The 24,352-nt window shown below is 64.1% G+C and carries 26 protein-coding genes; 17 read left to right on the top strand and 9 right to left on the bottom strand.

The annotated features are described in order from the left end of the window. Positions 1 to 105: 105 nt before the first annotated feature. Both CCOS191_RS22035 and CCOS191_RS22030 read left to right on the top strand, forming a co-directional pair. On the top strand, positions 106 to 942 hold the full coding sequence (locus tag CCOS191_RS22035) for a mechanosensitive ion channel family protein (protein ID WP_023631294.1): 837 nt from the start codon (positions 106 to 108) through the stop codon (positions 940 to 942). A 199-nt stretch (positions 943 to 1,141) separates the two neighbouring features. Beyond that, positions 1,142 to 2,386: an MFS transporter gene (locus tag CCOS191_RS22030; RefSeq protein WP_046857901.1), complete on the top strand. Its 1,245-nt coding sequence runs from the start codon at positions 1,142 to 1,144 to the stop codon at positions 2,384 to 2,386. A gap of 70 nt (positions 2,387 to 2,456) precedes the next feature. Here CCOS191_RS22030 and CCOS191_RS22025 read toward each other — a convergent pair whose 3' ends face one another. Together CCOS191_RS22025 and CCOS191_RS22020 are read right to left on the bottom strand one after the other, a co-directional pair. Beyond that, entirely contained in the window at positions 2,457 to 4,004 is a 1,548-nt protein-coding gene (locus CCOS191_RS22025; RefSeq protein WP_046856994.1) for an AmpG family muropeptide MFS transporter, read from the bottom strand. A gap of 44 nt (positions 4,005 to 4,048) precedes the next feature. Further along, on the bottom strand, positions 4,049 to 4,402 hold the full coding sequence (locus CCOS191_RS22020) for an MGMT family protein (RefSeq protein WP_046856993.1): 354 nt from the start codon (positions 4,400 to 4,402) through the stop codon (positions 4,049 to 4,051). 152 nt (positions 4,403 to 4,554) lie between these two features. Here CCOS191_RS22020 and CCOS191_RS22015 point away from each other — a divergent pair, with 152 nt between their 5' ends. From CCOS191_RS22015 to groL, 5 genes are all read left to right on the top strand, one after another. After that, a complete protein-coding gene (locus CCOS191_RS22015; protein ID WP_046856992.1) occupies positions 4,555 to 5,562 on the top strand; it encodes a DUF481 domain-containing protein in 1,008 nt (335 codons plus the stop codon). Positions 5,563 to 5,724: 162 nt separating this feature from the next. Beyond that, positions 5,725 to 6,456: a HugZ family pyridoxamine 5'-phosphate oxidase gene (locus tag CCOS191_RS22010; RefSeq protein WP_046856991.1), complete on the top strand. Its 732-nt coding sequence runs from the start codon at positions 5,725 to 5,727 to the stop codon at positions 6,454 to 6,456. A gap of 66 nt (positions 6,457 to 6,522) precedes the next feature. After that, a complete protein-coding gene (locus CCOS191_RS22005; protein WP_046856990.1) occupies positions 6,523 to 6,984 on the top strand; it encodes an FxsA family protein in 462 nt (153 codons plus the stop codon). Between the two features lie 293 nt (positions 6,985 to 7,277). After that, the gene (locus CCOS191_RS22000) at positions 7,278 to 7,571 is read left to right on the top strand and encodes a co-chaperone GroES (protein WP_003260750.1); all 294 of its coding nucleotides are present in this window, start codon (positions 7,278 to 7,280) and stop codon (positions 7,569 to 7,571) included. A gap of 48 nt (positions 7,572 to 7,619) precedes the next feature. Next, positions 7,620 to 9,260: a chaperonin GroEL gene (gene groL, locus CCOS191_RS21995; RefSeq protein WP_046856989.1), complete on the top strand. Its 1,641-nt coding sequence runs from the start codon at positions 7,620 to 7,622 to the stop codon at positions 9,258 to 9,260. A gap of 81 nt (positions 9,261 to 9,341) precedes the next feature. On the opposite strand, the gene CCOS191_RS21990 is transcribed toward groL, so the two are convergent. Then, positions 9,342 to 10,070, bottom strand: a complete 729-nt coding sequence (locus CCOS191_RS21990; protein WP_046856988.1) for a phosphatase PAP2 family protein — start codon at positions 10,068 to 10,070, stop codon at positions 9,342 to 9,344. A 180-nt stretch (positions 10,071 to 10,250) separates the two neighbouring features. Between CCOS191_RS21990 and colR the strand changes: the two genes are divergently transcribed. The 5 genes from colR (at position 10,251) to CCOS191_RS21965 (ending at position 13,975) form a co-directional block, all read left to right on the top strand. Continuing rightward, complete coding sequence (gene colR / locus CCOS191_RS21985) at positions 10,251 to 10,934, top strand: two-component system response regulator ColR (RefSeq protein WP_046856987.1); 684 nt, start codon at positions 10,251 to 10,253, stop codon at positions 10,932 to 10,934. Next, positions 10,924 to 12,252 carry a sensor histidine kinase gene (locus tag CCOS191_RS21980; protein WP_046856986.1) on the top strand — a complete coding sequence of 443 codons (1,329 nt, stop codon included), beginning with the start codon at positions 10,924 to 10,926 and terminating at the stop codon, positions 12,250 to 12,252. Before colR ends, CCOS191_RS21980 begins: the two co-directional genes overlap by 11 nt. 107 nt (positions 12,253 to 12,359) lie before the next feature. Then, on the top strand, positions 12,360 to 13,040 hold the full coding sequence (locus tag CCOS191_RS21975) for a class I SAM-dependent methyltransferase (protein WP_046856985.1): 681 nt from the start codon (positions 12,360 to 12,362) through the stop codon (positions 13,038 to 13,040). A gap of 6 nt (positions 13,041 to 13,046) precedes the next feature. Continuing rightward, the gene (locus CCOS191_RS21970; RefSeq protein WP_046856984.1) at positions 13,047 to 13,748 is read left to right on the top strand and encodes a lipopolysaccharide kinase InaA family protein; all 702 of its coding nucleotides are present in this window, start codon (positions 13,047 to 13,049) and stop codon (positions 13,746 to 13,748) included. After that, positions 13,745 to 13,975, top strand: coding sequence for a hypothetical protein (locus tag CCOS191_RS21965; protein ID WP_023629764.1), 231 nt, complete (start codon positions 13,745 to 13,747; stop codon positions 13,973 to 13,975). Before CCOS191_RS21970 ends, CCOS191_RS21965 begins: the two co-directional genes overlap by 4 nt. Positions 13,976 to 14,032: 57 nt before the next feature. Here CCOS191_RS21965 and CCOS191_RS21960 read toward each other — a convergent pair whose 3' ends face one another. The 6 genes from CCOS191_RS21960 to gatC form a co-directional block, all read right to left on the bottom strand. Continuing rightward, complete coding sequence (locus CCOS191_RS21960) at positions 14,033 to 14,419, bottom strand: carboxymuconolactone decarboxylase family protein (protein ID WP_046856983.1); 387 nt, start codon at positions 14,417 to 14,419, stop codon at positions 14,033 to 14,035. Between the two features lie 10 nt (positions 14,420 to 14,429). After that, positions 14,430 to 15,473 (bottom strand): calcium/sodium antiporter, encoded by a 1,044-nt coding sequence (locus CCOS191_RS21955; protein ID WP_082120478.1) that lies wholly within the window; start codon positions 15,471 to 15,473, stop codon positions 14,430 to 14,432. Between the two features lie 61 nt (positions 15,474 to 15,534). Continuing rightward, a complete protein-coding gene (locus CCOS191_RS21950; RefSeq protein ID WP_046856981.1) occupies positions 15,535 to 15,909 on the bottom strand; it encodes a septal ring lytic transglycosylase RlpA family protein in 375 nt (124 codons plus the stop codon). 121 nt (positions 15,910 to 16,030) lie between these two features. Continuing rightward, entirely contained in the window at positions 16,031 to 17,476 is a 1,446-nt protein-coding gene (gatB, locus tag CCOS191_RS21945; RefSeq protein ID WP_023631154.1) for an Asp-tRNA(Asn)/Glu-tRNA(Gln) amidotransferase subunit GatB, read from the bottom strand. Between the two features lie 11 nt (positions 17,477 to 17,487). Next, positions 17,488 to 18,939, bottom strand: coding sequence for an Asp-tRNA(Asn)/Glu-tRNA(Gln) amidotransferase subunit GatA (gene gatA / locus CCOS191_RS21940; protein ID WP_038707424.1), 1,452 nt, complete (start codon positions 18,937 to 18,939; stop codon positions 17,488 to 17,490). A 15-nt stretch (positions 18,940 to 18,954) separates the two neighbouring features. Continuing rightward, positions 18,955 to 19,242, bottom strand: coding sequence for an Asp-tRNA(Asn)/Glu-tRNA(Gln) amidotransferase subunit GatC (gene gatC, locus CCOS191_RS21935; protein ID WP_023631156.1), 288 nt, complete (start codon positions 19,240 to 19,242; stop codon positions 18,955 to 18,957). A 203-nt stretch (positions 19,243 to 19,445) separates the two neighbouring features. On the opposite strand from gatC, the gene mreB reads away from it, so the two are divergent. The 5 genes from mreB to rng all read left to right on the top strand — a co-directional run bounded on the left by mreB (position 19,446) and on the right by rng (position 24,314). Next, a complete protein-coding gene (gene mreB / locus CCOS191_RS21930) occupies positions 19,446 to 20,483 on the top strand; it encodes a rod shape-determining protein MreB (protein WP_003255163.1) in 1,038 nt (345 codons plus the stop codon). Between the two features lie 212 nt (positions 20,484 to 20,695). Then, on the top strand, positions 20,696 to 21,685 hold the full coding sequence (gene mreC / locus CCOS191_RS21925; protein ID WP_442963652.1) for a rod shape-determining protein MreC: 990 nt from the start codon (positions 20,696 to 20,698) through the stop codon (positions 21,683 to 21,685). Further along, the gene (gene mreD, locus CCOS191_RS21920) at positions 21,685 to 22,173 is read left to right on the top strand and encodes a rod shape-determining protein MreD (RefSeq protein ID WP_046856980.1); all 489 of its coding nucleotides are present in this window, start codon (positions 21,685 to 21,687) and stop codon (positions 22,171 to 22,173) included. The genes mreC and mreD overlap by 1 nt, the downstream gene beginning before the upstream one ends. A 29-nt stretch (positions 22,174 to 22,202) precedes the next feature. Then, the gene (locus CCOS191_RS21915) at positions 22,203 to 22,802 is read left to right on the top strand and encodes a Maf family protein (RefSeq protein ID WP_046856979.1); all 600 of its coding nucleotides are present in this window, start codon (positions 22,203 to 22,205) and stop codon (positions 22,800 to 22,802) included. A gap of 54 nt (positions 22,803 to 22,856) precedes the next feature. Continuing rightward, positions 22,857 to 24,314, top strand: coding sequence for a ribonuclease G (rng, locus tag CCOS191_RS21910; protein WP_046856978.1), 1,458 nt, complete (start codon positions 22,857 to 22,859; stop codon positions 24,312 to 24,314). The last annotated feature ends 38 nt before the right edge of the window (positions 24,315 to 24,352 follow it).

Below are 24,352 nucleotides of genomic sequence, written 5' to 3'. Positions count from 1 at the left end.
CGGCCCGGAACCTTGATGGCGCATTGATGTCCATCGGGGTCCGGGCCGCTGGCTTTGCGCTGCCCGCTTCACTGTGTACTTGCCGTTCGGCATCAGGAGATAAACATGGATTTGAACGCTGAAGTCGATCAGCTGGTTCGCCAATCGCAGACCTGGGTTCCCTTGATCATGGAGTACGGCAGCCGCCTGTTGCTGGCGCTGCTGACACTGGCCATCGGCTGGTGGATCATCAACAAGCTCAGTGCCCGTCTTGGCAAGCTGGTGGGCCTGCGTGCCGACGCCGCGCTGCAGGGCTTCATCAGCACCCTGGCCAACATCGTGTTGAAGGTGCTGCTGATGGTCAGCGTGGCGTCGATGATCGGTATCGAGACCACCTCGTTCGTCGCCGCCATCGGTGCCGCCGGCCTGGCCATCGGCCTGGCCTTGCAAGGCAGCCTGGCGAACTTCGCCGGCGGTGTGCTGATCCTGATGTTCCGCCCGTTCCGTATCGGTGACTGGATCGAGGCCCAAGGTGTCAGTGGCACCGTGGACAGCATCCAGATCTTCCACACCGTGCTGCGCACTGGCGACAACAAGACCGTGATCATGCCTAACGGCAGCCTGTCCAACGGCATCATCACCAACACCAACCGCCAGCCGACCCGCAAGGTGGTGTTCGACGTGGGCGTGGACTACGACGCCGACCTGCAGAAGGCGCGCAATGTACTGCTGGAGCTGGCCCAGGATCCGCGTGTACTGCAGGACCCGGCGCCGCAGGCGGTGATTTCGACCCTGGGCGACAGCTCGATCACCGTGTCGCTGCGCATCTGGACCAAGACCGCCGACTACTGGGACGTGATGTTCATGCTCAACGAGCATGCCCGCGACCGGCTCAAGGCCGAAGGGATCGATATTCCGTTTCCGCAGCGGGTGATCCGTGTGGTGCAGGAGACCGTGGCGTAACATAAGCGTCCGCGAAAATCGGGGCCGCTTCGCGCCCCATCGCCGGCAAGCCGGCTCCCACAGGTTGACCGCTGACCCTGTGGGAGCCGGCTTGCCGGCGATGGGGCGCGAAGCGGCCCTGTTTTTTACACTTGTTCACAGCCAGGTGCTGCCATATCTGGCATACACCCTGATCCTGCCTACCAACCCGATGTCCGCCATGAAACCTCTGCTGTATATCACCCCCCTGCGCGCCCTGCTGTTCGGTCTGACCCTGGCGCTGTTCGAACTGTTGACCTACCTGGCCAGCGACGCGGTCATGCCCGCCATGCCGGTCGTGGTCGGAGATCTCCAGGCCAGCCCCGAATACATTCCCCACGCCCTCAACCTCTACCTGCTGGGTGGCGTGCTGCTGCAATGGCTGATCGGCCCGTTGGCCGACCGCTATGGCCGGCGCCCGCTGTTGCTGGGGGGCTGCGTGTTTTTCGGGCTGGCGTGCCTGGCGACCTTCTGGGCCCAGGATATCGGTGTGTTCAACCTGTTGCGGCTATTGCAGGGCATCGGCCTGGGTTTCGTGGTCACGGTCAGCTACCCGGCGCTCAACGAGGCATTCAGCGAAGCTGACGCGGTGCGCATGATGGCCCTGCTGGCCAACATCGCGCTGCTGTCGCCGTTGCTTGGCCCACTGGTAGGCACCCTGATGCTGCAGTGGCTGGACTGGCGCTGGCTGTTCGTGGTCTTCGCCGCGGGCGCGGTGCTGTGCTGGCTGCTGCTCTACCGGCTGATGCCGGAAACCCTGGGCGTGGAGCGCCGCGACGGTTCGCGCCTGCCGTTCACGCCCATTCACCTGCTGCCATTGCTGGCGGGCTACGGGCAGTTGCTGGGCAACCGTCGTTTCGTGGCCGGTAGCGCGGCGCTGGGGCTGGTGGGGTTGCCTCTTATCGGCTGGATCGGCCTGTCACCTGTGCTGCTGATCCATGATGAAGGCCTGAGCACGATGGAATACGCGCTGTGGCAATTGCCGGTGTTCGGTGGGCTGATCCTGGGCAACCTGATCATCAACCGCATCGCCGATCGCTACCCGCTGCCGGCCTTGGTGCGTGGCGCCCTGTGGCCTTACCTGGCGGGCTTGTCGCTGATGGCCGTGGCCACCTGGCTCTGGCCGACGGTGACCAGTGTGGTGGCCGGCATGTCGCTGTACGCGCTGGGCCTCGGCGTGGCCAACGCGGTGCTGTACCGCATGACGCTGTTCTCCAGCGAGCAGAGCAAGGGCCTGGTGTCGGCGATGCTGGGGATGATCACCATCGCCTTGCTGGGCCTGGGCGGTGCGGTGTTGGCGATGCTGGGTGCCGGTGCCAGCCTGATGCATTTTGCCCTGGCCGCCGGCCTGGCGGGTGCGTTGGCGCTGTGGCCGTTGTGGTTCGTCGTGGGCGGGTGCTCCGGGGAAGGCGCTGTGACGCAGTAGAAACATTGCGGGGCAAGTCGGAGCGGCGATGCGCCGATCCGACTTGCCCCACGATAAGGCCGATGATGACCTAGTGTTGTTCAGCCGCCGGGCTCTCCACCGGCGCCGGCTTTCCCCGACCGACTTCCTGGCGCCAGTGCAGCGCGATCAGCACCAGCGTCGGCACGCCCAGCAGCGCGGTGACCAGGAAGAAGTCGTGATAGCCGAACTTCTCCACCATGACCCCGGAATAGCCGCCGATCAGGCGTGGCAGCAACAGCATGATCGAGCTGAGCAGGGCGTACTGGGTGGCCGAGAACTTCAGGTTGGTCAGGCTCGACAGGTAGGCGACGAAGGCCGAGGTGGCAAGCCCCGAACTGAAGTTGTCCAGCGAGATGGTGACCACCAGCATTTCCAGGTTCGGGCCCATGTCGGCCAGCATCAGGAACAGGATGTTGGTGGCTGCCGAGGCCGCGCCGCCGATGAACAGGATCGGCAGGATGCCGAAGCGCACGATCAGCAAGCCGCCGGCGCCGGCGCCGACCAGGGTCATGATCAGGCCGAAGATCTTGCTGACGCTGGCGATCTGGTCCTTGGTGAAGCCCATGTCGATGTAGAACACGTTGGCCATCACGCCCATCACCGTATCGGACATGCGGTAGGTGGCGATCAGCCCGAGCAGCAGCAGGGCCTGCCAGCGATAGCGCACGATGAAGTCGTTGACCGGCGTGAGCACCGGCGCCAGGCCGCGACGACCGAGGGACGACAGGCACGCCCAGGTCAGCAGCACATAGAGGATCAGGCGCAGGAAGGCGCGGTCTTCGAGCAGCAGGTCGAGCATGGTCGCGTCGCCGAACGCCACGCTGCCCCAGTCGGTGTTGAACATCTGGGTGAAACTGGCCGGTACCGAGACCAGCAGGATGATCAGCACGAACACCGACGCCAGCTGGTGCATCAAGCCATAGCGCGCGGCCGACAGCTGGGTGCGCAGTGGTACCGGTGGCTCACGCATCACCAGGGTGGTGAACACCGCAGGCAGCATCAGCACGCCGAACAGTACGTAGGTGCCGGTCCAGGCTTCGTGCAGGTAGCTGAAACCGGTGGAGCCAAACCACTCGGCGAAGAACAGCGCACCGGCGGTGGCAAGCAGGGCGGCGACCCGGTAGCCGGCCATGTAGCTGGCAGCCAGGGCAGCCTGGCGCTGGTCATCGGCGATTTCCAGGCGGTAGGCGTCGACGGCGATGTCCTGGGTCGCCGAGGCGAAGGCCACCAGTACCGCCAGGGCGACCAGCCACGACAGGTGTTTCTGCGGGTCGCAGAAGCCCATGCCGACCAGCCCGAGCACTACCAGCAGCTGCGACAGCAGCAGCCAGGAACGGCGCCGGCCCATGCCGCCGAGCAGCGGCAGGCGCCACTGGTCGAGCAGCGGCGACCAGACCCATTTGAACGCGTAGGCGAGGCCGATCAGGCTGGCATAGCCGATGGTCTCGCGAGCCACGCCGGCTTCGCGCAGCCACACCGACAGCGTCGAGAACACCAGCATGTACGGCAGGCCGGCGGCGAATCCGAGCAGCAAAAGCACCAGAGTTGACGGGCTGGCATAGGCAGCGAGCGCAGCGCGCCAGGTTTTACGGGGCATGGGCCAACATCTGCCTCAAGGTTTGCGAAAACAAAGCGCGCACTCTAACCGCTGTGCTCCATCGGACGCCAGCCATGGCGCGCCATATCCACACGATTATTGGCCACATTCACGCCTTCTGCGCGCAGCCGGGCGCGTTGTTCGTCGCCCGACGGCGTGCCCAGGGCCAAGCTCAGCCTGCCACCCGCGCCCAGTACCCGGTGCCAGGGCAGGCGGGTGTCCTGGGGTAGCTGCGAAAGTGTGCGCCCGACCCACCGCGCCGCGCGGCCAAGGCCTGCAAGCTCGGCGAGTTGTCCGTAGCTGACGACCTTCCCCGGCGGTACCTGGCCGAGGACGGAATACAGTGCCATTCGTCGGGCTTGTGCATCTTGCGTAGCGGGCGGATCGAGGGTGGACATCAGAGGATCCCTGTGCTGCAGATGAAACCGGACAGAAGGTTGCGGCAAATGCGAGTGGAACTCATCGGCATGGGCTGTGTCTGTCCTTGCTCAGGTTGTCGGTATCTGGATAATGCCCGGCTTTTTCGTCGAATCGAACCCATATTGCGCTTATGTCTTCTAGAACCCTGCTGTGCCTCATCGCTGCGTCCCTTTGCACGCCCGTGCTCGCCGACACCGTGTGGATGAAGAACGGTGACCGCCTGAGCGGCAAGATCAAGGTCTTCGACGGCGGCAAGCTGCTGCTGGAGACCCCCTATGGCGGTTCGATCGCCCTCGACTGGAAGCAGGTAAAGACGCTGGAAAGCGATCAGGAACTGCTGGTCAAGCAAGATGCCTACAGCGGCGAGAAGGCCAAGGCGCTGAAGGCCGCCGAACCTGGCAAGGTGACCCTGGCCAACGGCGACGCGCCGAAGACCGTCGAGCTGGCCAGCATCGAGCAGATCATGAAGCCGCGTCCGGTGCTCGAGGACTTCCTGTGGAAGGGCAACGTCGATGTGGCGATGGACTACAAGCGCGCCGAGAACAACACCGACGACTATGACGTCAGCTTCAAGACCACTGCCCGCCATGGCCGCTGGCGGCACAACGCCGAGGGCGAATACAACCGCGAGACCAAGGACGACGTCACCACCACCAACAACTGGAGCGCCGAGTACGCGCTGGACCGCTTCATCACCGAGAAGTGGTTCTGGCAGGGACGCGTGGAATACAAGCGCGACCATATCGAGGATCTGGCCCGCCAGCGTACCGTCGGTACCGGCCCGGGCTACCAATTCTGGGATGACGAGCTCGGCGCGTTCTCGCTGGGTTCGCTGATCAACCGCACCGACTTCGAATACCGCGACGGTGGCAAGGACAACTTCTATTCCGCAGCGGTGAAGTGGGACTACAACCGTTACCTGATCGGCAAGAAGGTCGAGTTCTTCACCAATGGCGAATTCGGCAAGCCGCTGGGCGGCGTGGCCGACTACTCGCTGGATGCCGAGATGGGCCTGCGCTACAAGGTGACCGAGTGGGCCTCGCTCAACCTCAAGGCGGAGAAGGACCTGATCAAGGGCACCCGCGACAGCGACCTGGACAAGACCCGCTATACCGCCGGGTTCGGCGTTACCTGGTAGATCGCAGGGGCGCTGCGCGCCCCATCGCCGGCAAGCCGGCTCCCACAGGGGCACCTCGACTCCTGTGGGAGCCGGCGATGGTCTGCGCAGCAGACCCAGTGGCAGCGGTGGGTGATAATGCTTATCTTGTCACCCATCCAGTCCGCCGCCAGGAGCCCTACAGTGAGTACCAACGCCCTTCGCCCCGCCCGGGAACTGCTGCTCAAGGAGTACCGCGGCGTCCTCTCCACCCATTCCAAATCGATGCCCGGGTTCCCCTTCGGCTCGGTGGTGCCGTACTGCCTCGACGCCGATGGCCATCCGCTGATCCTCATCAGCCGCATCGCCCAGCACACCCATAACCTGCAGAAGGATCCCAAGTGCTCGATGCTGGTTGGCGAGCGCGAGGCCGAGGATGTCCAGGCGGTGGGGCGGCTGACGGTAATGGCCGAGGCCCGCAAGCTTACCGACGAAGCGGCCATCGAAGCCGCCGCGAGCCGTTACTACCGGTACTTCCCCGAGTCGGCCAACTACCACAAGGCCCACGATTTCGACTTCTGGGTACTCGAACCGGTACGTCACCGCTACATCGGCGGCTTCGGCGCGATCCACTGGCTCGACCAGGTCACGCTGGCCAACCCCTTCGCGGGCAAGGCCGAGACCAGCATGATCGAGCACATGAACAGCGACCATGCCAACGCCATCGCCCACTACGTCGAGCTGACCGGGCTGCCGCGCGGCGCGCCCGCCGAGCTGGTCGGCATCGACAGCGAAGGCATGCACCTGCGTATTGGCCAGGGGGTGTACTGGCTGGCTTTCCCGAGCATTTGCAATACGCCGACACAAGTCCGCGAAGCCTTGGTATTACTGGCTCGCGCTGACCAGTGGCCGGTTGTGGAAAGCGTCGAGGGTTGAAAACCGGCGTAGAGGCATCCATCTGATGGTCTTACAGGAAGATTCTCTTCCGTCGAGGAACCCTTGATGCGTGCTTTTCTATTGTTGTTTCTGCTTTTCCCCGTGCTGGAGCTGTTCGTCTTCGTCAAGGTCAGCGCGGCCATCGGTTTCTTCCCGGCGCTGCTGCTGATCATCGCCGGCTCCGCCCTGGGTGTGCTGGTGATGCGCGTGGCGGGCCTTGCCACCGCCCTGCGTGCCCGGGAGAGCCTGCAGCGCGGCGAACTGCCGGCCGAGGACATGTTCCAGGGCTTGATGCTCACCGTCGGTGGTGGCCTGTTGCTGCTGCCGGGCTTCATCAGTGACGTGCTGGGCCTGCTGTGCCTGCTGCCGTTCACCCGCCGCCTGGTGGCCGGCCGCCTGCGCCGCCGCGCCGAAGAGCAGGCCCTGCGTCAGCGGGCGTTCCAGGATGATCCGTTCCAGTCCCAGCCGCGTGACGCCGGGCACCGCCCGAACGTGATCGAGGGCGAGTACGAGCGTCGCGACAAGTAAGACGTGTTCATGCGTGGGAGCGGGCTTGCCCCGCGATGGGGCCTGTCGCCTTGATCGCAGGGCAAGCCCGTTCCCACGATGACTCTCATACCTTATGAAAATTTTTCTGTAGCAAGCCTTGTAATCGAATATCCCGGCCTCATGTATGTGGTCACCGCAAGGTTTCTGGTGGCGACACCAGACATGACACAGGTGGTTCGCCCATTGCGGGCCACCCCCGGCAACGCCGGATCGAATCAACCCGCCGGTGCTGACACCGGCCGATGAAAACCACAATTTGGGAGAGATCGACAATGAAGCTTCGTCCTCTGCATGACCGCGTCGTTATCCGTCGCAGCGAAGAAGAATCGAAAACCGCTGGCGGTATCGTCCTGCCGGGTTCGGCCGCTGAAAAACCAAACCGCGGTGAAGTCGTTGCCGTCGGTACCGGTCGTATCCTGGACAACGGCGAAGTACGTGCGCTGGCCGTGAAAGTGGGTGACAAAGTGGTTTTCGGCCCTTACTCGGGCAGCAACACCGTGAAAGTCGACGGCGAAGACCTGCTGGTCATGGCCGAGAACGAAATCCTGGCCGTTATCGAAGGCTGATTTCCCCGACTTCCCGTTACTCCAAAGAATTCCAAGGATTAAACGATCATGGCTGCTAAAGACGTAAAATTCGGCGATTCCGCCCGTAAGAAAATGCTGGTTGGTGTCAACGTTCTGGCTGACGCGGTAAAAGCGACCCTCGGCCCGAAAGGCCGCAACGTGGTCCTGGCCAAGAGCTTCGGCGCGCCGACCATCACCAAGGACGGCGTTTCCGTCGCCAAAGAAATCGAGCTGAAAGACGCTTTCGAGAACATGGGCGCCCAGCTGGTCAAGGAAGTCGCTTCCAAGGCCAACGACGCTGCCGGTGACGGCACCACCACCGCTACCGTTCTGGCCCAGGCCATCGTCAACGAAGGCCTGAAAGCCGTCGCTGCCGGCATGAACCCGATGGACCTGAAGCGCGGCATCGACAAGGCCACCGCCGCCGTCGTCGCCGAGCTGAAGAACCTGTCCAAGCCGTGCGCCGACTCCAAGGCCATCGCCCAGGTAGGCACCATCTCCGCCAACTCCGACAACTCCATCGGTGAAATCATCGCCGAAGCCATGGAAAAAGTCGGCAAGGAAGGCGTGATCACCGTTGAAGAAGGCTCGGGCCTGGAAAACGAACTGTCCGTCGTCGAAGGCATGCAGTTCGACCGCGGCTACCTGTCGCCGTACTTCGTCAACAAGCCGGACACCATGGTTGCCGAGCTGGAAGGCGCCCTGCTGCTGCTGGTCGACAAGAAGATCTCCAACATCCGTGAGCTGCTGCCAGTTCTGGAAGCCGTTGCCAAGGCCGGCCGTCCGCTGCTGATCGTTGCCGAGGACGTCGAAGGCGAAGCCCTGGCCACCCTGGTGGTCAACAACATGCGCGGCATCGTCAAGGTCGCCGCGGTCAAGGCGCCAGGCTTCGGCGATCGCCGCAAGGCCATGCTGCAGGACATCGCTGTCCTGACCGGCGGCACCGTGATCTCCGAAGAGATCGGCCTGTCCCTGGAAACCGCCACCCTGGAGCACCTGGGTAACGCCAAGCGCGTCATCCTGTCCAAGGAAAACACCACCATCATCGACGGTGCAGGCGAAGAGTCCGACATCCAGGCTCGCGTCACCCAGATCCGCGCCCAGGTTGCCGACACCACTTCGGACTACGACCGTGAGAAGCTGCAAGAGCGCCTGGCCAAGCTGGCTGGCGGTGTTGCCGTGATCAAGGTCGGTGCAGGCACCGAAGTCGAGATGAAAGAGAAGAAAGCCCGCGTCGAAGACGCCCTGCACGCTACCCGTGCAGCCGTTGAAGAAGGCGTGGTGCCTGGCGGTGGTGTTGCCCTGGTTCGCGCCCTGGCTGCCATCGTTGACCTCAAAGGCGACAACGAAGACCAGAACGTCGGTATCGCCTTGCTGCGTCGCGCTGTCGAAGCGCCGCTGCGCCAGATCACTGCCAACGCCGGCGACGAGCCAAGCGTTGTCGCTGACAAGGTCAAGCAAGGTTCGGGTAACTTCGGTTACAACGCCGCTACCGGCGAGTACGGCGACATGATCGAGATGGGCATCCTGGACCCAGCCAAGGTCACCCGTTCGGCCCTGCAAGCCGCAGCTTCGATCGGTGGTCTGATGATCACCACCGAAGCCATGGTTGCCGACCTGCCGGAAGACAAGCCAGCTGCTGGCATGCCTGACATGGGCGGCATGGGTGGCATGGGCGGCATGATGTAAGCCAGCCTTACCCCCGGTACCAAGAAGAAGCCCCGGTTCGTGAGAACCGGGGCTTCTTCGTTTTCCTGTCCCTGCCAGGGATCAGGCTGCGCTGCGCTCGACGGCAGGTAGCTTGGCCGTCGCGTGGCGATACAGAATCAGGTAGTACGATCCCAGCCCGATCAGCCAGCAGAACACCGCCGTCCATATGTTGTGCGACAGGAAGTGCGCACCCTGCATCATCCGCCCGATCGACAGCACCGAGCCGGCGACGAAGGCCACTGCCAGCGCGACTCGGGCCAGGCGTGGCTTGCGGTCACGCAGCATGAAGAACAGGCCGAACAGGCAGAACCCGGTCGCCGCATGCCCACCGGGCCAGCACAGGCCAGGCTTGTCGGTAGCCGGGCGGGCTTCGAGCAACTTGCTGTAGGTTTCCTTGCCACCGAACTGCGTCAGGCTCCACGGGCATTGCACCTGGGTCACCTTCTTCAGCGGCGTGACGAAGGCCGTCGACAGCGCTAGCGCCAGTACCAGGCAACCCAACTCGCGGCGCCAGCCCAGCAGCCGGCTCCAGAAGAAGCTCAGGGCGAACCCGGCCACTGCCAGTAGACCGAACAGGATCACACCCTGCTTGACGCGGTCATGCAGGATGTTTTCCAGCACATAGCTATGGCGGCCGATGAACCCGCCGGCGGCCGGGTCGTAAAACAGGTTGGCCAGGTCCATGTCCAGCGAGGTCCATTCCAGCAGGACCAGGGTCACGACAGTGATGAATGGGATGCCCAGGTACAGCCATAAATTGATCGGGCGAGGGGGGACGCTAGCCTGCATGGTGACTCCAGAGAGTGTAAGAGACGGGGCATTGTCGTTGGGCCGCTATCCTGTGTTCGTGAATGATCGGTGAAAAAACTGTCAAGTCCGGTGATTTCGACCCAGGGCATGGCACCATGCGGGCAAATGGCCGTAAGCTGCGCCTGCCGCGCCCGGCGAAGCGCCGCACAGGAGATCTCGATGCGCATTCTTTTGGTTGAAGACAACCGCGATATTCTGGCCAACCTGGCCGACTACCTCGGCATGAAGGGCTACACCGTCGATTGTGCCCAGGATGGCCTGTCCGGCCTGCACCTGGCCGCGACCGAACACTACGACCTGATCGTGCTCGACATCATGTTGCCGGGCATCGACGGCTACACGCTGTGCAAGCGCCTGCGCGAGGATGCCCGCCGCGACACGCCGGTGATCATGCTTACCGCCCGCGACCAGCTGGACGACCGCCTGCAAGGCTTCCGCTCGGGGGCCGACGACTACCTGCTCAAGCCGTTCGCGCTGTCGGAGCTGGCCGCGCGTATCGAGGCGGTGCTGCGGCGTGCGCAAGGGGGCGGCCGGCGCTCGTTGCAGGTCGCCGACCTGAGCTACGACCTCGACACCCTGGAGGTGACCCGCCAGGGCCGCCTGCTCAAGCTCAACCCCGTCGGCCTCAAGCTGCTGGCCGTGCTGATGCAGAAGAGCCCCCACGTCCTGCGTCGCGAGGTGCTGGAAGAGGCGCTGTGGGGTGACGACTGCCCGGACAGCGACAGCCTGCGCAGCCATGTCCACCAGCTGCGCCAGGTCATCGACAAACCCTTCGAAAGACCGCTGTTGCATACCGTCCATGGCGTCGGCTATCGCCTCGCCGAGGGCCGCGATGGAGTTTAAGCAGAGCCTTGCCCAGCGCATCATCATCGCCTTTGCGCTGATGAGCGCGCTGGTGGCCGGGGCCTTTGCCTTTGGCATTGTCGCCACGGTGCACCTGGTCGAAGAGCGGTTGATTTCTTCGGTGCTTGGCGGCGACCTGCAGCGCCTGTTGCGCATGGACAGCGTCAGCGACTGGAGCCACCGGCCACGCCCCGACCAGTTGTTCTACTTCAGTGGCGGGCGAGACGATTTCGAGTTGCCCAAGGACCTGCGCCACCTGGACGCCGGCTTCCACGAAGTGTTTCGCGACCAGCTCTCGTACCACGCCATGGTCGAGATCGTCGACGGCCGACGTTATGTGCTGTTGCAGGACCAGAGCGATTTCGAGGAGCGCGAGCGGGTGTTGTTCGCCGTTGTCGTGGTCGGCTTCGTGCTCAGCCTGGCCCTTGCGGTGATTCTCGGCTGGTTGCTGGCGCGACGGGTGATGGCACCGGTGATCCGCCTGGCGCGCCAGGTCCGTCACCGTGACCAGCTGTTGGGATTGGCACCGCCATTGGCACCGGATTATGCCGCGGATGAGGTCGGCCAGTTGGCCGTCGCCTTCGACGATACCTTGGGGCGCCTGCGTGATGCCTTGACCCGTGAGCGCTTGTTCACCAGCGATGTCAGCCACGAGCTACGTACGCCGCTGATGGTCCTGGCCACCTCGTGCGAGCTGCTGATGGAAAACCCCAACCTCGAGAGCCGCGCTCGCAGCCAGGTCGAACGTATCGCCCGGGCGACCGAGGAGATGCGTGAGTTGGTGAAAACCTTCCTGATGCTTGCCCGGGCCCAGCGCGATGAAGGTGCAATCGCTTCGCGGGCGACCCTGCGCGAGGTGGGTGACGATTTGATCGGGGTATGGCGCGATACCATCGAGCAGAAAGGCCTGGCGCTTTACTACGATGGCCAGGTCAGTGCCAGCCCGGTGCTGTACAACGCCACCTTCCTGCAATCGGTGATGGGCAACCTGCTGCGCAATGCCGCCCACTATACCGACAGCGGCTACATCCGCCTCAGCCTGGAAGCCAATGGCTTCAGTGTGGAAGACAGTGGCGTGGGAATTCCCGAAGAACAGCGCGAGGCGATGTTCCGGCCGTTCGTGCGCGGTGACGAGCGTCGGGGCGAGGGGTTGGGGTTGGGCCTGTCGCTGGTCCAGCGCATCTGCGACGACCAGGGTTGGCGCGTGACCCTGACGGCGACGCTGCCCCACGGCTGTCGTTTCCAGGTCGATCTGAGCCAGGGCAGTCCGACGGCGCAGCACGGCGAAGGGCGTGGCGGGATATTGGATCCGGGTTAACTTCCGGTAACACCTGTGGACCTTTCCTACAGATTTTTCACATCGGCATGACCTGACGCCAACGCCCACCTGCCTAAGGTGGGTGCACTGGAGTCAGGAGATGCTCAATGCGTAGCCCCATCAAACTCGAATTCTCGGACAAGTACGATCGGGATCATGCCCGCCAGTACTTCCTCAAGCACCAGGATGGCCTGGCTCGACGCCTTTCCCACCAGCGCGACGAGCAGCTGGCCCGACGCGCTCTGGCGTTGGCCGGCGAGCCTGGGCTGGTGCTCGACCTGCCTTGTGGCGCAGGGCGTTTCTGGCCGTTGCTGGCGGAAAAAGCCAACCGGGTGATCATCGGTGCAGACAATTCCGCCGCGATGATCGAGACAGCCTGTGCGGCACAACCGCCAGAAGTCGTCGCACGGGTACGGCCCTTGCAGACTTCCGCCTTTGCCATTGATCTGCCGGACAACTCGGTGGACAGCATTTTCTGCATGCGCTTGTTCCATCACATTGGCGACCCGGCGCATCGCAAGACAATTCTCTCTGAATTTCAAAGGGTTAGCCGCGACAGTGTGATCCTGTCGCTGTGGGTGGATGGCAATTTCAAGGCCTGGCGCCGGCGCAAGCTCGAAGCGCGGCGCAGTGCCAAGGCCACGCAGGACAGCTACCAGAACCGATTTGTGTTACCTGCGGCTACAGTGGAAGAAGAGTTTTCCTCAGCAGGCTTCAGAATTCAGGAACGTCTCGACTTTCTGCCGTTCTATGCCATGTGGCGAGTGTACGTATTGCGCAAGGGGTAAAGAGTCATGGCGGTAGCCCAGCATCATTCCAGGCAGTTCGATTATTACTGGCAGCAGCAAGGGGAATGGGTCGAGGAACCCAACCAGCGGCGTGGCGGCGAAAGCGGTGTGCAGCGGCTGAGCGATGACCATGGCCACATGCTGTATGCCAAACGCCAGGTCGGGCATATCTACCGCAGCCTCCTGCATCCTTTCGGGCGCCCCACGGTGTTGCGCGAACTCGACGCATTGCACAGTTTCGAGCAGTTGGGCGTGCGGGTGCCGCGTATCGTCTATGCCGGTGCCGAGCGTGACGCCGATCACCAGTGGCGTGCATTGCTGGTCAGCGAGGCACTCGATGGCTTTGTCGATCTTGATGCCTGGCATGCCTCGGGAGCTCGCGAGCATTATCCGCAGGCGGTGCACGAGCGCATGCTCAAGGATCTGGCCGACAACCTGGCGCGCATGCACCTGGGGCATTGGCAGCATGGCTGCCTGTACGGCAAGCATGTGTTCGTCAAGGTGCTGGGCGAGGGGGAGCAGGCGCGGGTGGAAGTCGCGTTGCTGGATCTGGAGAAATGTCGGCGACGGATCAGTTGCCAGCGAGCGGCGTACAACGACCTGCGTCAATTGCGCCGCCACTCGTCGTTCAACGAGGCGGAGTGGCAGACCTTGCTCTACTTTTACCAAATGGCGTTTGGCAGCGCTGTCAAAGGTTTAGAGCAATGAAACTAGAAATCGCTCGAGCTTTGTTCCTGGTTGCGGCGTTGGCGGTGACCACCGCTGCGGCGGCAGCCTGGGAGCAGCCGCGGCCCATGGTGTTCAGCAAGGCCGGGGAGGGTGGGCAGTGCCCGTTGCCTCGTGTGGTGAAGGCTGACCAGGCGCAGGCTCAGCCGGATCATGATCTTTTACTGTTTCTGTTCGGGATGAGTCAGGGCCTGCGGCCGGTTGGTTGAGGCAGGTCGTCTTGACGGGCGCCAGGGGATCTCAATGAGCCTCTGGCGTTTTGCCGTTTAATCCGCGGTACTCGCCTGATAGCTGTCGATCACTTCCTGCGCCGCGCGAAACGCATCGATCGCCGCCGGCACCCCGGCATACACCGCGCAATGCAGCAACGCCTCGCGAATCTCCTCGACCGTGCAGCCATTGTTCAACGCCCCACGCACGTGGCCCTTGAGTTCCTGCGGGCACTTGAGCGCGGTCAGCGTGGCCAGGGTGATCAGGCTGCGGGTCTTCAGCGGCAACCCGTCGCGCGCCCAGACGCTGCCCCATGCATGTTCGTTGACGAAGTCCTGCAGCGGTTGGGTGAACGCCGTTGCATTGCCCAGGGCTCGATCGACGAAGGCATCGCCCATTACCTGGCGACGAATGCTTTCACCGGTCTGTTTGTTGTCAGCCATGTTGTTTTCCTTAGTGTTGGCGGCGCCAGGCGCGCACTGTCGTGTACAGCAGCACGACCCCGAGCACCGGCATTACATAGAACAGCATCAGTTGTTCGAGGCGTCCGGCCAATGGCAGGCCGGTGGTGAAGGTCACCACGTGCAGGCCGTAGGCCAGGTAAAGACACAGGAACACCAGGCCTTCGGCGCGGGTGACCCGGTAGCCGGAATAGAACACAGGCAGGCACAGCGCGGCGACGCCGAGCATCACCGGCAGGTCGAAGTCCAGTGCGTTCGGTGAAATCGACAAAGGGGCGGGGGTGGTCACTGCCGTCAGCCCCAGCACCGCCAGCAGGTTGAACAGGTTGCTGCCGATCACCGTGCCCACGGCGATCTCCCGTTCGCCGCGCAGGGCCGCAATCAGCGCGGCGGCCAGTTCCGGCAGCGAAGTGCATACCGCGACCACTGTCAGGCCGATGATGCGTTCGGACAGGCCCAGGTCGGTCGCCACCTCGACGGCTGCCTCCAGTACCAGGTGACCCGCCAGGCTCAGCAGCCCCAGGCCCATGAGAATCTGCAGCAGCGCCCCGCTCCAGAAGCGCAGCGGGCTGGCGTGCTCGGTGCGTGGCGCCGGGTAGGTGCGGGCATAGTGGCGCGACTGATGCCAGAGCATGGCCAGGTAACCGGCCAGGCCGAGCAGCAGCAGGCCGCCTTCCAGCCGCCCCAGTTCGCCGTTGAGCGCGAGCAGGTAGACCAGGGCGCTGGCGAGGATCATCAGGGGGATATCCAGGCGCACCAGCTGGCGTGACACACGCAGCGGAATGATCAGTGCGGCAAGGCCGAGGATCACCAGCACGTTGAAGATGTTGCTGCCCACGACACTGCCCACCGCGACATCCGGCGCGCCCTGGTAGGCGGCTTGCAGGCTCACGGTCAGCTGTGGCGCGGTGCTGCCGAAGGCGACCAGGCTCAGGCCGATGATCAGCGGACGCACGTGCAGGCGGCTGGCCAGGCGCAGGGCGGCGCGTACCAGCAGCTCGGCACCGAAGATCATCAGTAGCAAGCCCAGGCCCAGTTGCAGCAGGCTGAAGGCGGGGAGGGTGGCCAGGTCGAAAATGGCGAGGGCTCCAGTCAGGTCAATCGCTCAGACCTTGTACCCGGACTCGCGCGGTTCCGCTACGGAGCATGCCGATTTTTTCTGCGGCGGCGCGTGACAGGTCGATCAGCCGGCCGCGGGTGTGCGGGCCACGGTCGTTGATGCGTACCACCACGCTGCGCTGGTTGGCCAGGTTGGTGACCAGCACACGGCTGCCAAAGGGCAGGCTGCGGTGGGCGGCGGTGAGGCCATGCTGGTTGAAGGGCTCGCCGCTGGCAGTGCGTTTGCCATGGTGGCGTGAGCCGTAATAGGAGGCGGTGCCGCTTTGGTCGTAGCCGCGAGGGTCGATGTCATGGCTGGCGCAGCCGGCCAGGAGGGTAAAGAGGGCGAGGGTGGTGAGGGAACGCTTGAGCAATTCGGAAGCTCCGCAAATGGGGCCGCTGTGCGGCCCATCGCGGATGAATCCGCTCCTACACATGCCTGTAGGAGCGGATTCATCCGCGATCGAGGGCGAAGCCCTCGCCGCTTCATTCAGATCACCCTTCGAGCTTGGCCTTGAGCAATTGGTTCACTTGCCCCGGGTTGGCCTTGCCTTTCGACGCCTTCATCGCCTGGCCGACGAAGAAGCCGAACATCTTGCCGCGCTTGGCTTCATCAGCGGCGCGGTACTGTTCGACCTGTTCGGCGTTGGCGGCGAGCATCTCGTCGAGCATCTTGTCGATCGCGCCGGTATCGGTGACCTGCTTGAGGCCGCGGCTTTCGATGATGCTGTCGGCATCGCCTTCGCCAGCGGCCATGGCCTCGAACACGGTCTTGGCGATCTTGCCGCTGATGGTGTTGTCACGGATGCGCAGCAGCATGCCGCCGAGGTGTTCGGCACTGACCGGCGACTGGTCGATCTCGACGCCGAGCTTGTTCAGCAGGCTGCCCAGTTCCACCATCACCCAGTTGGCGGCCAGCTTGGCGTCGCCGCCGATCTTCACCACCTGTTCGAAGTAGTCGGCCTGCTCGCGGCTGGAGGCCAGCACGTTGGCGTCATAGGCCGACAGGCCGTACTGGCTCTGGAAGCGCTCGACCTTCTGTGGTGGCAGCTCCGGCAGGGCGGCGCGCACGCTGTCGAGGAAGCCTGGCTCGATGACCACCGGCAGCAGGTCCGGGTCGGGGAAGTAACGGTAGTCGTTGGCTTCCTCCTTGCTGCGCATGGAGCGGGTCTCGTCCTTGTTCGGGTCGTACAGGCGGGTTTCCTGCACCACCTTGCCGCCGTCCTCGATCAGGTCGATCTGGCGCTGGATCTCGCTGTTGATCGCACGCTCGATGAAACGGAACGAGTTGACGTTCTTGATCTCGCAGCGGGTGCCGAACTCGGTCTGGCCCTTCGGGCGGATCGACACGTTGCAGTCGCAGCGCAGCGAACCTTCGGCCATGTTGCCGTCGCAGATGCCCAGGTAGCGTACCAGAGCGTGGATGGCCTTGACGTAGGCCACGGCTTCCTTGGCGCTGCGCATGTCCGGCTCGGAGACGATCTCCAGCAGCGGGGTGCCGGCGCGGTTCAGGTCGATACCGGTGGCGCCGTTGAAGTCTTCATGCAGGCTCTTGCCGGCATCTTCTTCAAGGTGCGCGCGGGTCACGCCGATGCGCTTGATGGTGCCGTCTTCCAGGGCGATGTCCAGGTGGCCCTTGCCGACGATCGGCAGGTCCATCTGGCTGATCTGGTAGCCTTTGGGCAGGTCGGGGTAGAAGTAGTTCTTGCGCGCGAACACGTTGCGCGGCCCGATCTCGGCATCGATCGCCAGGCCGAACATGCACGCCATGCGCACGGCCTCCTGGTTGAGCACCGGCAGCACGCCGGGCATCCCCAGGTCGACCAGGCTGGCCTGGGTGTTCGGCTCGGAGCCGAAGGTGGTGGCGCTGCCGGAGAAGATCTTCGACTGGGTGGCGAGCTGGGTATGAATCTCCAGCCCGATCACAACTTCCCATTGCATGTGTGAACTCCTCAGAAGCCGTTGGGGGCGCGGGTGTGCCAGTCGGTGACTTGCTGGTAACGGTGCGCGATGTTGAGCAGGCGGCCTTCCTGGAAGTACGGGGCCAGCAGTTGCACGCCCACCGGCAGGCCGTCGACGAAGCCGGCCGGCATCGACAGGCCCGGCAGGCCGGCCAGGTTGGCGGTGATGGTGTAGACGTCTTCCAGGTAGGCGGCGACCGGATCGCTGCTCTTGGCGCCAAGTTTCCAGGCCGGGTTCGGCGTGGTCGGGCCGAGAATCACGTCGACGTCGGCGAACGCGGCCATGAAGTCGTTCTTGATCAGGCGGCGGATCTGTTGCGCCTTGACGTAGTAGGCGTCGTAGTAGCCGGCCGACAGGGCGTAGGTACCGACCATGATGCGCCGCTGCACTTCCGCGCCGAAGCCTTCGCCACGGGAACGCTTGTACAGGTCGGTCAGATCTTTCGGATCTTCACAGCGATGACCAAAGCGCACGCCGTCGAAGCGCGACAGGTTGGAGGACGCTTCCGCCGGGGCGATCACGTAGTACGCCGGGATGGCATGCTGCATGTTCGGCAGGCTGATTTCCTTGACCACCGCGCCGAGCTTTTCCAGCTCCTTGACGCTGGCCTGGACCAGGTCGGCGATGCGCGGGTCGAGGCCGGCGCCGAAGTATTCCTTCGGCAGGCCGATGCGCAGGCCTTGCAGCGAGGCGTTCAGGTTGGCGCTGAAGTCCGGTACTGGCTCGTCGACCGAGGTCGAGTCCTTGGCGTCGAAGCCGGCCATGCCTTGCAGCAGCAGGGCGCAGTCTTCGGCGGTACGGGCCAGCGGGCCGCCCTGGTCGAGGCTCGAGGCGTAGGCAATCATGCCCCAGCGCGATACGCGGCCATAGGTCGGCTTGAGGCCGGTCAGGTTGGTGAAGGCTGCCGGCTGGCGGATCGAGCCGCCGGTGTCGGTGCCGGTGGTGGCCGGTAGCAGGCGCGCGGCCACGGCGGCGGCCGAGCCGCCGGAGGACCCGCCGGGCACGTGCTCGAGGTTCCACGGGTTCTTCACCGCGCCGTAGTGGCTGGACTCGTTGGCCGAGCCCATGGCGAATTCGTCCATGTTGGTCTTGCCCAGGGTGACCATGCCGGCTTCGGCCAGCTTGGCGACCACGGTGGCGTCGTACGGGGCGGTGAAGCTGTCGAGCATCTTCGAGCCGCAGCTGGTGCGCACGCCGTTGGTGCAGAACAGGTCCTTGTGGGCGATCGGCGCACCCAGCAGCGCGCCGGTCTCACCAGAGGCACGGCGGGCGTCGGCGGCGCGCGCCTGGTCCAGGGCCTGTGCTTCGGTGACGGTGATGAAGCTGTTGAGCTGCGGGTCGAGCTGCTTGATGCGCGACAGCAGGGCGCCGGTCAGTTCTTCCGAGGAGAACGACTTGTCGGCGAGGCCGCGGGCGATTTCGGCCAGAGTGAGTTGATGCATGGCAGGCGCTATCCCTTAATCGATGACTTTCGGAACCAGGTACAGACCGTTCTCGGTCGACGGGGCGACGGCCTGGTAGCGGTCGCGCTGGTTGCTTTCGGTGACCTGGTCGGGGCGCAGGCGCTGGGTGGCTTCCAGCGGGTGGGCGAGGGGCTCGATGCCAGAGGTGTCGACGGCTTGCATCTGGTCGACCAGCCCGAGAATACTGTTCAAGGCATCGGTGATGCGTGGCAATTCGCCTTCATTCAGGCCCAGGCGGGCCAGATGGGCGATCTTTTCCACGTCGGAGCGTTGAAGCGCCATGGGGATCTCCAGGGAAACGAAAAACGGAATGGGTCCGCAGATGAGGAACATGCCGGCATTCTGGCGGTCAAAGGGCCGCGAACATCGGCAGGCATGCTCGGAAAAACAACCAATTTAACATATTGGCTCCTTGCCCAAAATCCCTGCCATTGTTAGAGTTTGCCGCACTTTTTTACCCACGCTTTCCCCAGGGTCACTTTCCCATGTTCAAGAAACTGCGTGGCATGTTTTCCAGCGATCTGTCCATCGACCTGGGTACTGCCAACACCCTTATCTACGTGCGTGAGCGCGGTATCGTCCTGAATGAGCCCTCGGTTGTTGCCATCCGTACCCACGGCAACCAGAAAAGCGTCGTCGCAGTCGGTACCGAAGCCAAGCGCATGCTGGGCCGCACCCCCGGCAACATTGCTGCCATTCGTCCGATGAAGGACGGCGTGATCGCCGACTTCAGCGTTTGCGAAAAAATGCTGCAGTACTTCATCAACAAGGTGCATGAGAACAGCTTCCTGCAGCCCAGCCCACGCGTGCTGATCTGCGTGCCGTGCAAGTCGACCCAGGTCGAGCGCCGCGCCATCCGTGAATCGGCCCTCGGTGCCGGTGCCCGTGAAGTATTCCTGATCGAAGAGCCCATGGCCGCCGCCATCGGTGCCGGCCTGCCGGTCGAAGAGGCCCGCGGCTCGATGGTCGTCGATATCGGTGGCGGTACCACCGAGATCGCCCTGATCTCGCTCAACGGCGTGGTCTACGCCGAATCTGTGCGCGTCGGCGGCGACCGCTTCGACGAAGCCATCGTCACCTACGTGCGCCGCAACTACGGCAGCCTGATCGGCGAATCCACCGCCGAGCGCATCAAGCAGGAAATCGGTACCGCCTACCCGGGCGGCGAAGTGCGCGAAGTCGACGTCCGTGGCCGCAACCTGGCCGAAGGCGTGCCGCGTGCCTTCACCCTGAACTCCAACGAAGTGCTCGAGGCGCTGCAGGAATCGCTGGCAACCATCGTCCAGGCGGTCAAGAGCGCCCTGGAGCAGTCGCCGCCGGAGCTGGCCTCGGATATCGCCGAGCGCGGCCTGGTGCTGACCGGTGGTGGCGCGCTGCTGCGCGACCTGGACAAGCTGCTGGCCCAGGAAACCGGCCTGCCGGTGATCGTCGCCGAAGACCCGCTGACCTGCGTCGCCCGCGGCGGTGGCCGTGCCCTGGAGATGATGGACAAGCACGCCATGGACCTGCTCTCCAGCGAGTGATCGCTGATGCAGTAGTGTATGTCCAGGTTTACAGGTGGCACGCACAGTGCTACCTGTAAGCGCTGTGCTGGCGCCCGCCCGGGCGCCTTTTCCGTCAATCCGCAGCAGGCCGGTGCATTGCCCCATGTCCAATGACCTCCTGAGTCGTCCACGAGGAACGGCCCATTAAACCGCTTTTCTCCAAGGGCCCCTCGCTGGGCGTTCGCCTGCTCGTGCTGGTCGTGCTGTCGGTCGCGCTGATGGTGGTCGACTCGCGCTTCGACCTGCTCAAGCCGGTGCGCAGCCAGATGGGTCTGGTGCTGATGGAATCCTACTGGATCACCGACCTGCCGCAGCGTACGTGGCAGGGCGTGGCTGGCCAGTTCGGCAGCCGCACCGAACTGATCGCCGAGAACGAGAAGCTCAAGACCGAGGCCCTGCTGCTGCAGGGGCGCCTGCAGAAGCTGGCCGCCCTGACCGAGCAGAACGTGCGCCTGCGTGAGCTGCTCAACTCTTCGGCGCTGGTCAACGAGAAGGTCGAAGTTGCCGAGCTGATCGGTGTCGACCCCAATCCGTTCACCCACCGTATTCTGATCAACAAGGGCGAGCGCGATGGCGTGTTCCTCGGCCAGCCTGTGCTCGATGCCCGCGGCCTGATGGGCCAGGTGGTCGAGCTGATGCCGTACACCGCGCGGGTACTGCTGCTTACCGACACCACCCACAGCATTCCGGTGCAGGTCAATCGCAACGGCCTGCGCGCCATTGCCAGCGGCACTGGCAACCCGGAGCGCCTGGAGCTGCGCCACGTGGCCGACACCGCCGACATCAAGGAAGGCGACCTGCTGGTCAGTTCGGGCATGGGCCAGCGTTTCCCGGCGGGCTACCCGGTGGCCACGGTCAACGAAGTGATCCATGACTCCGGCCAGCCGTTCGCCATCGTCCGTGCCATCCCGACTGCCGCGCTCAACCGCAGCCGCTACATGCTGCTGGTGTTCAGCGACCGGCGCACGCCCGAGGAGCGCGCCACCGAGGCGGCGATCGCCCAGGAGGAGGCCGACCGTCAGGGCGCTGGCCACGGCCAGGCACCGGCCACCCCGGCCGCATCTGCGGCGGGTAGCGCGGTTCAGCCTGTGCCCGGCGCAGCCCCAGCGACTGCGACGCCAGCGGCAAGCCCGGCAGCGGTGCACCCGGCGCCTGCGACCGCCCAACCCCGGAGACAATAATGGCCAGCACCCGTAGCAGAAACGGCTGGGCCATCTGGCTGACCTTCGCCATCGGCCTGTTGCTCAGCGTCTCGCCCATGCCGCAGTTCATGGAAGTGTTCCGGCCCATGTGGCTGGCCCTGCTGCTGGCCTTCTGGACCCTTGCGGTGCCAGGCAAGGTCGGCATGACCACCGCGTTCCTGCTTGGCCTGGCCGAGGATGTGCTGTACGGCACGCTGCTTGGCCAGAACGCCCTGATCCTTACCCTGATCACCTTCCTGGTGCTTTCGTTGCAGCAGCGCCTGCGCATGTTCCCCATGTGGCAGCAGAGCCTGGTGATCCTGGTGATCTTCGGTATCGCCCAGCTGATCCAGCTGTGGCTCAGCGCGCTGACCGGCAATCGACTGCCGACCCTGGCCCTGGTCTGGTCGGCGGTGATCAGCGCCTTGCTCTGGCCGTGGGTCAGCTTTGCCCTGCGCGGCCTGCGCCGTCGCCTGCATATCCACTGACGCGCCGCCACTGACAGGGAGATGTCCACATGACCCAGCTGTACCTGGCCTCCGGCTCGCCACGCCGCCGTGAACTGCTGACCCAGATCGGGGTGCCGTTCACAGTCGTCAGCGCACCCATCGATGAAGCCCCGTTGCCGGGCGAAGCGCCGTCGGCCTACGTCGAGCGCCTGGCCCAGGCCAAGGCCGTTGCGGGCTTCGCCCACACCGATGGCGCAGGGGTGGTACTGGGCGCCGATACCACCGTGGTGCTCGATGGCCAGATCCTTGGCAAGCCGGAGAATCGCGAGCAGGCGTTGGCCATGCTCGGCGACCTTTCCAAGCGCGAACACCAGGTGCTTACCGCCGTGGCGCTGACCGATGGCCAGCGCAGTATCAGCCGCTGCGTCAGCACCACCGTGCGTTTTCGCACCATCTCCTTCGAGGAAGCGCTGCGCTACTGGGACAGCGGCGAACCTGTCGACAAGGCCGGCGGCTATGCCATCCAGGGCCTGGGCGCGGTGTTCGTCAGCGGCATCGAAGGCAGCTACTCGGCCGTGGTCGGGCTGCCCCTGAGTGAAACCGCCGAACTGCTCGAGCAATTCGGCGTGCCATGTTGGCAACTGCAAGAGGGTTCCGCACAGCGCTAGCCAGCCACGCCGCAGCAATCCATCATTACCCCAGACCACTGACGAGAGCGCGCCATGAGTGAAGAGATCCTGATCAACATCACCCCGATGGAATCACGCGTGGCGGTGGTGGAGAACGGAGTCCTGCAGGAGGTGCATGTAGAGCGCACCCAGCGCCGTGGCATCGTCGGCAACATCTACAAAGGCAAGGTAGTGCGGGTATTGCCGGGCATGCAGGCGGCATTCGTCGATATCGGCCTGGAGCGGGCGGCGTTCATCCATGCCTCGGAGATCTCCCAGCGCGAAGGCTCGGCCGTGGAGACCATCACCGCACTGGTCCACGAAGGCCAGGCACTGGTGGTCCAGGTCACCAAGGATCCCATCGGCAGCAAGGGCGCACGCCTGACTACCCAGCTGTCGATTCCGTCGCGTTACCTGGTGTACATGCCGCGCAGCAGTCATGTCGGCATCTCGCTCAAGATCGAGGAAGAAGCCGAGCGCGATCGCCTCAAGCAGGTGGTCACCGACTGCATGGCCCAGGAAGACATGAAGGATGCCGGTGGGTTCATCCTGCGCACCGCCGCAGAGGGCGCCCGCGCGGAGGATATCCTCCAGGACATCCGCTACCTGCGCCGCCTGTGGGAGCAGATCGGCTCGCAGATCAAGACCTGCGGCGCGCCCGTGGTGATCTACGAGGACCTTGGCCTGGCGCTGCGGACCTTGCGTGATCTGGTCAACCCCAAGATCGAGAAGATCCGCATCGACTCGCGGGAGACCTTCCAGAAGACCACCCAGTTCGTGGCCGAATTGATGCCGGAGATCGCCGATCGCCTGGAGCACTACCCTGGCGAGCGGCCGATCTTCGACCTGTATGGGGTGGAGGACGAAATCCAGCGCGCCCTGGAGCGCAAGGTGCCGCTCAAGTCCGGCGGCTACCTGGTGGTCGATCCGGCGGAGGCAATGACCACCATCGACGTCAACACCGGTGCGTTCGTCGGCCATCGCAACCTCGAAGAGACCATCTTCAAGACCAACCTCGAGGCGGCCACCGCCATTGCCCGGCAACTGCGCCTGCGCAACATCGGCGGGATCATCATCATCGACTTCATCGACATGGAGGACGAGGAGCACCAGCGCCAGGTCCTGCGTACCCTGGAGAAGCAGCTCGAGCGTGATCACGCCAAGACCAACATCATCGGCATCACCGAGCTGGGCCTGGTGCAGATGACCCGCAAACGCACCCGCGAAAGCCTTGAGCAGGTGCTCTGTGAGCCCTGTGCGGCGTGCCAGGGGCGCGGCAAGCTGAAGACCCCCGAGACGATCTGTTACGAAATTTTCCGCGAGATCCTTCGTGAAGCCCGTGCCTACCAGGCCGAGGGCTATCGCGTGCTGGCCAACCAGAAGGTGGTGGATCGGTTGCTCGATGAAGAGTCGGGTAACGTCGCTGAACTTGAAGCGTTCATCGGGCGAACCATCCGCTTTCAGGTGGAGTCCATGTATTCCCAGGAACAATACGATGTGGTGCTGCTCTGACCCCTTCTAACAGCGGTCGCCCCATGGACGGGCTGGCA

Source organism: Pseudomonas sp. CCOS 191, assembly GCF_001007005.1.
GTDB classification, from domain to species: Bacteria; Pseudomonadota; Gammaproteobacteria; order Pseudomonadales; family Pseudomonadaceae; genus Aquipseudomonas; species Aquipseudomonas soli.
Note: the sequence above shows the minus strand (reverse complement) of the source record. Positions and strands in the feature narration are given on the sequence as shown.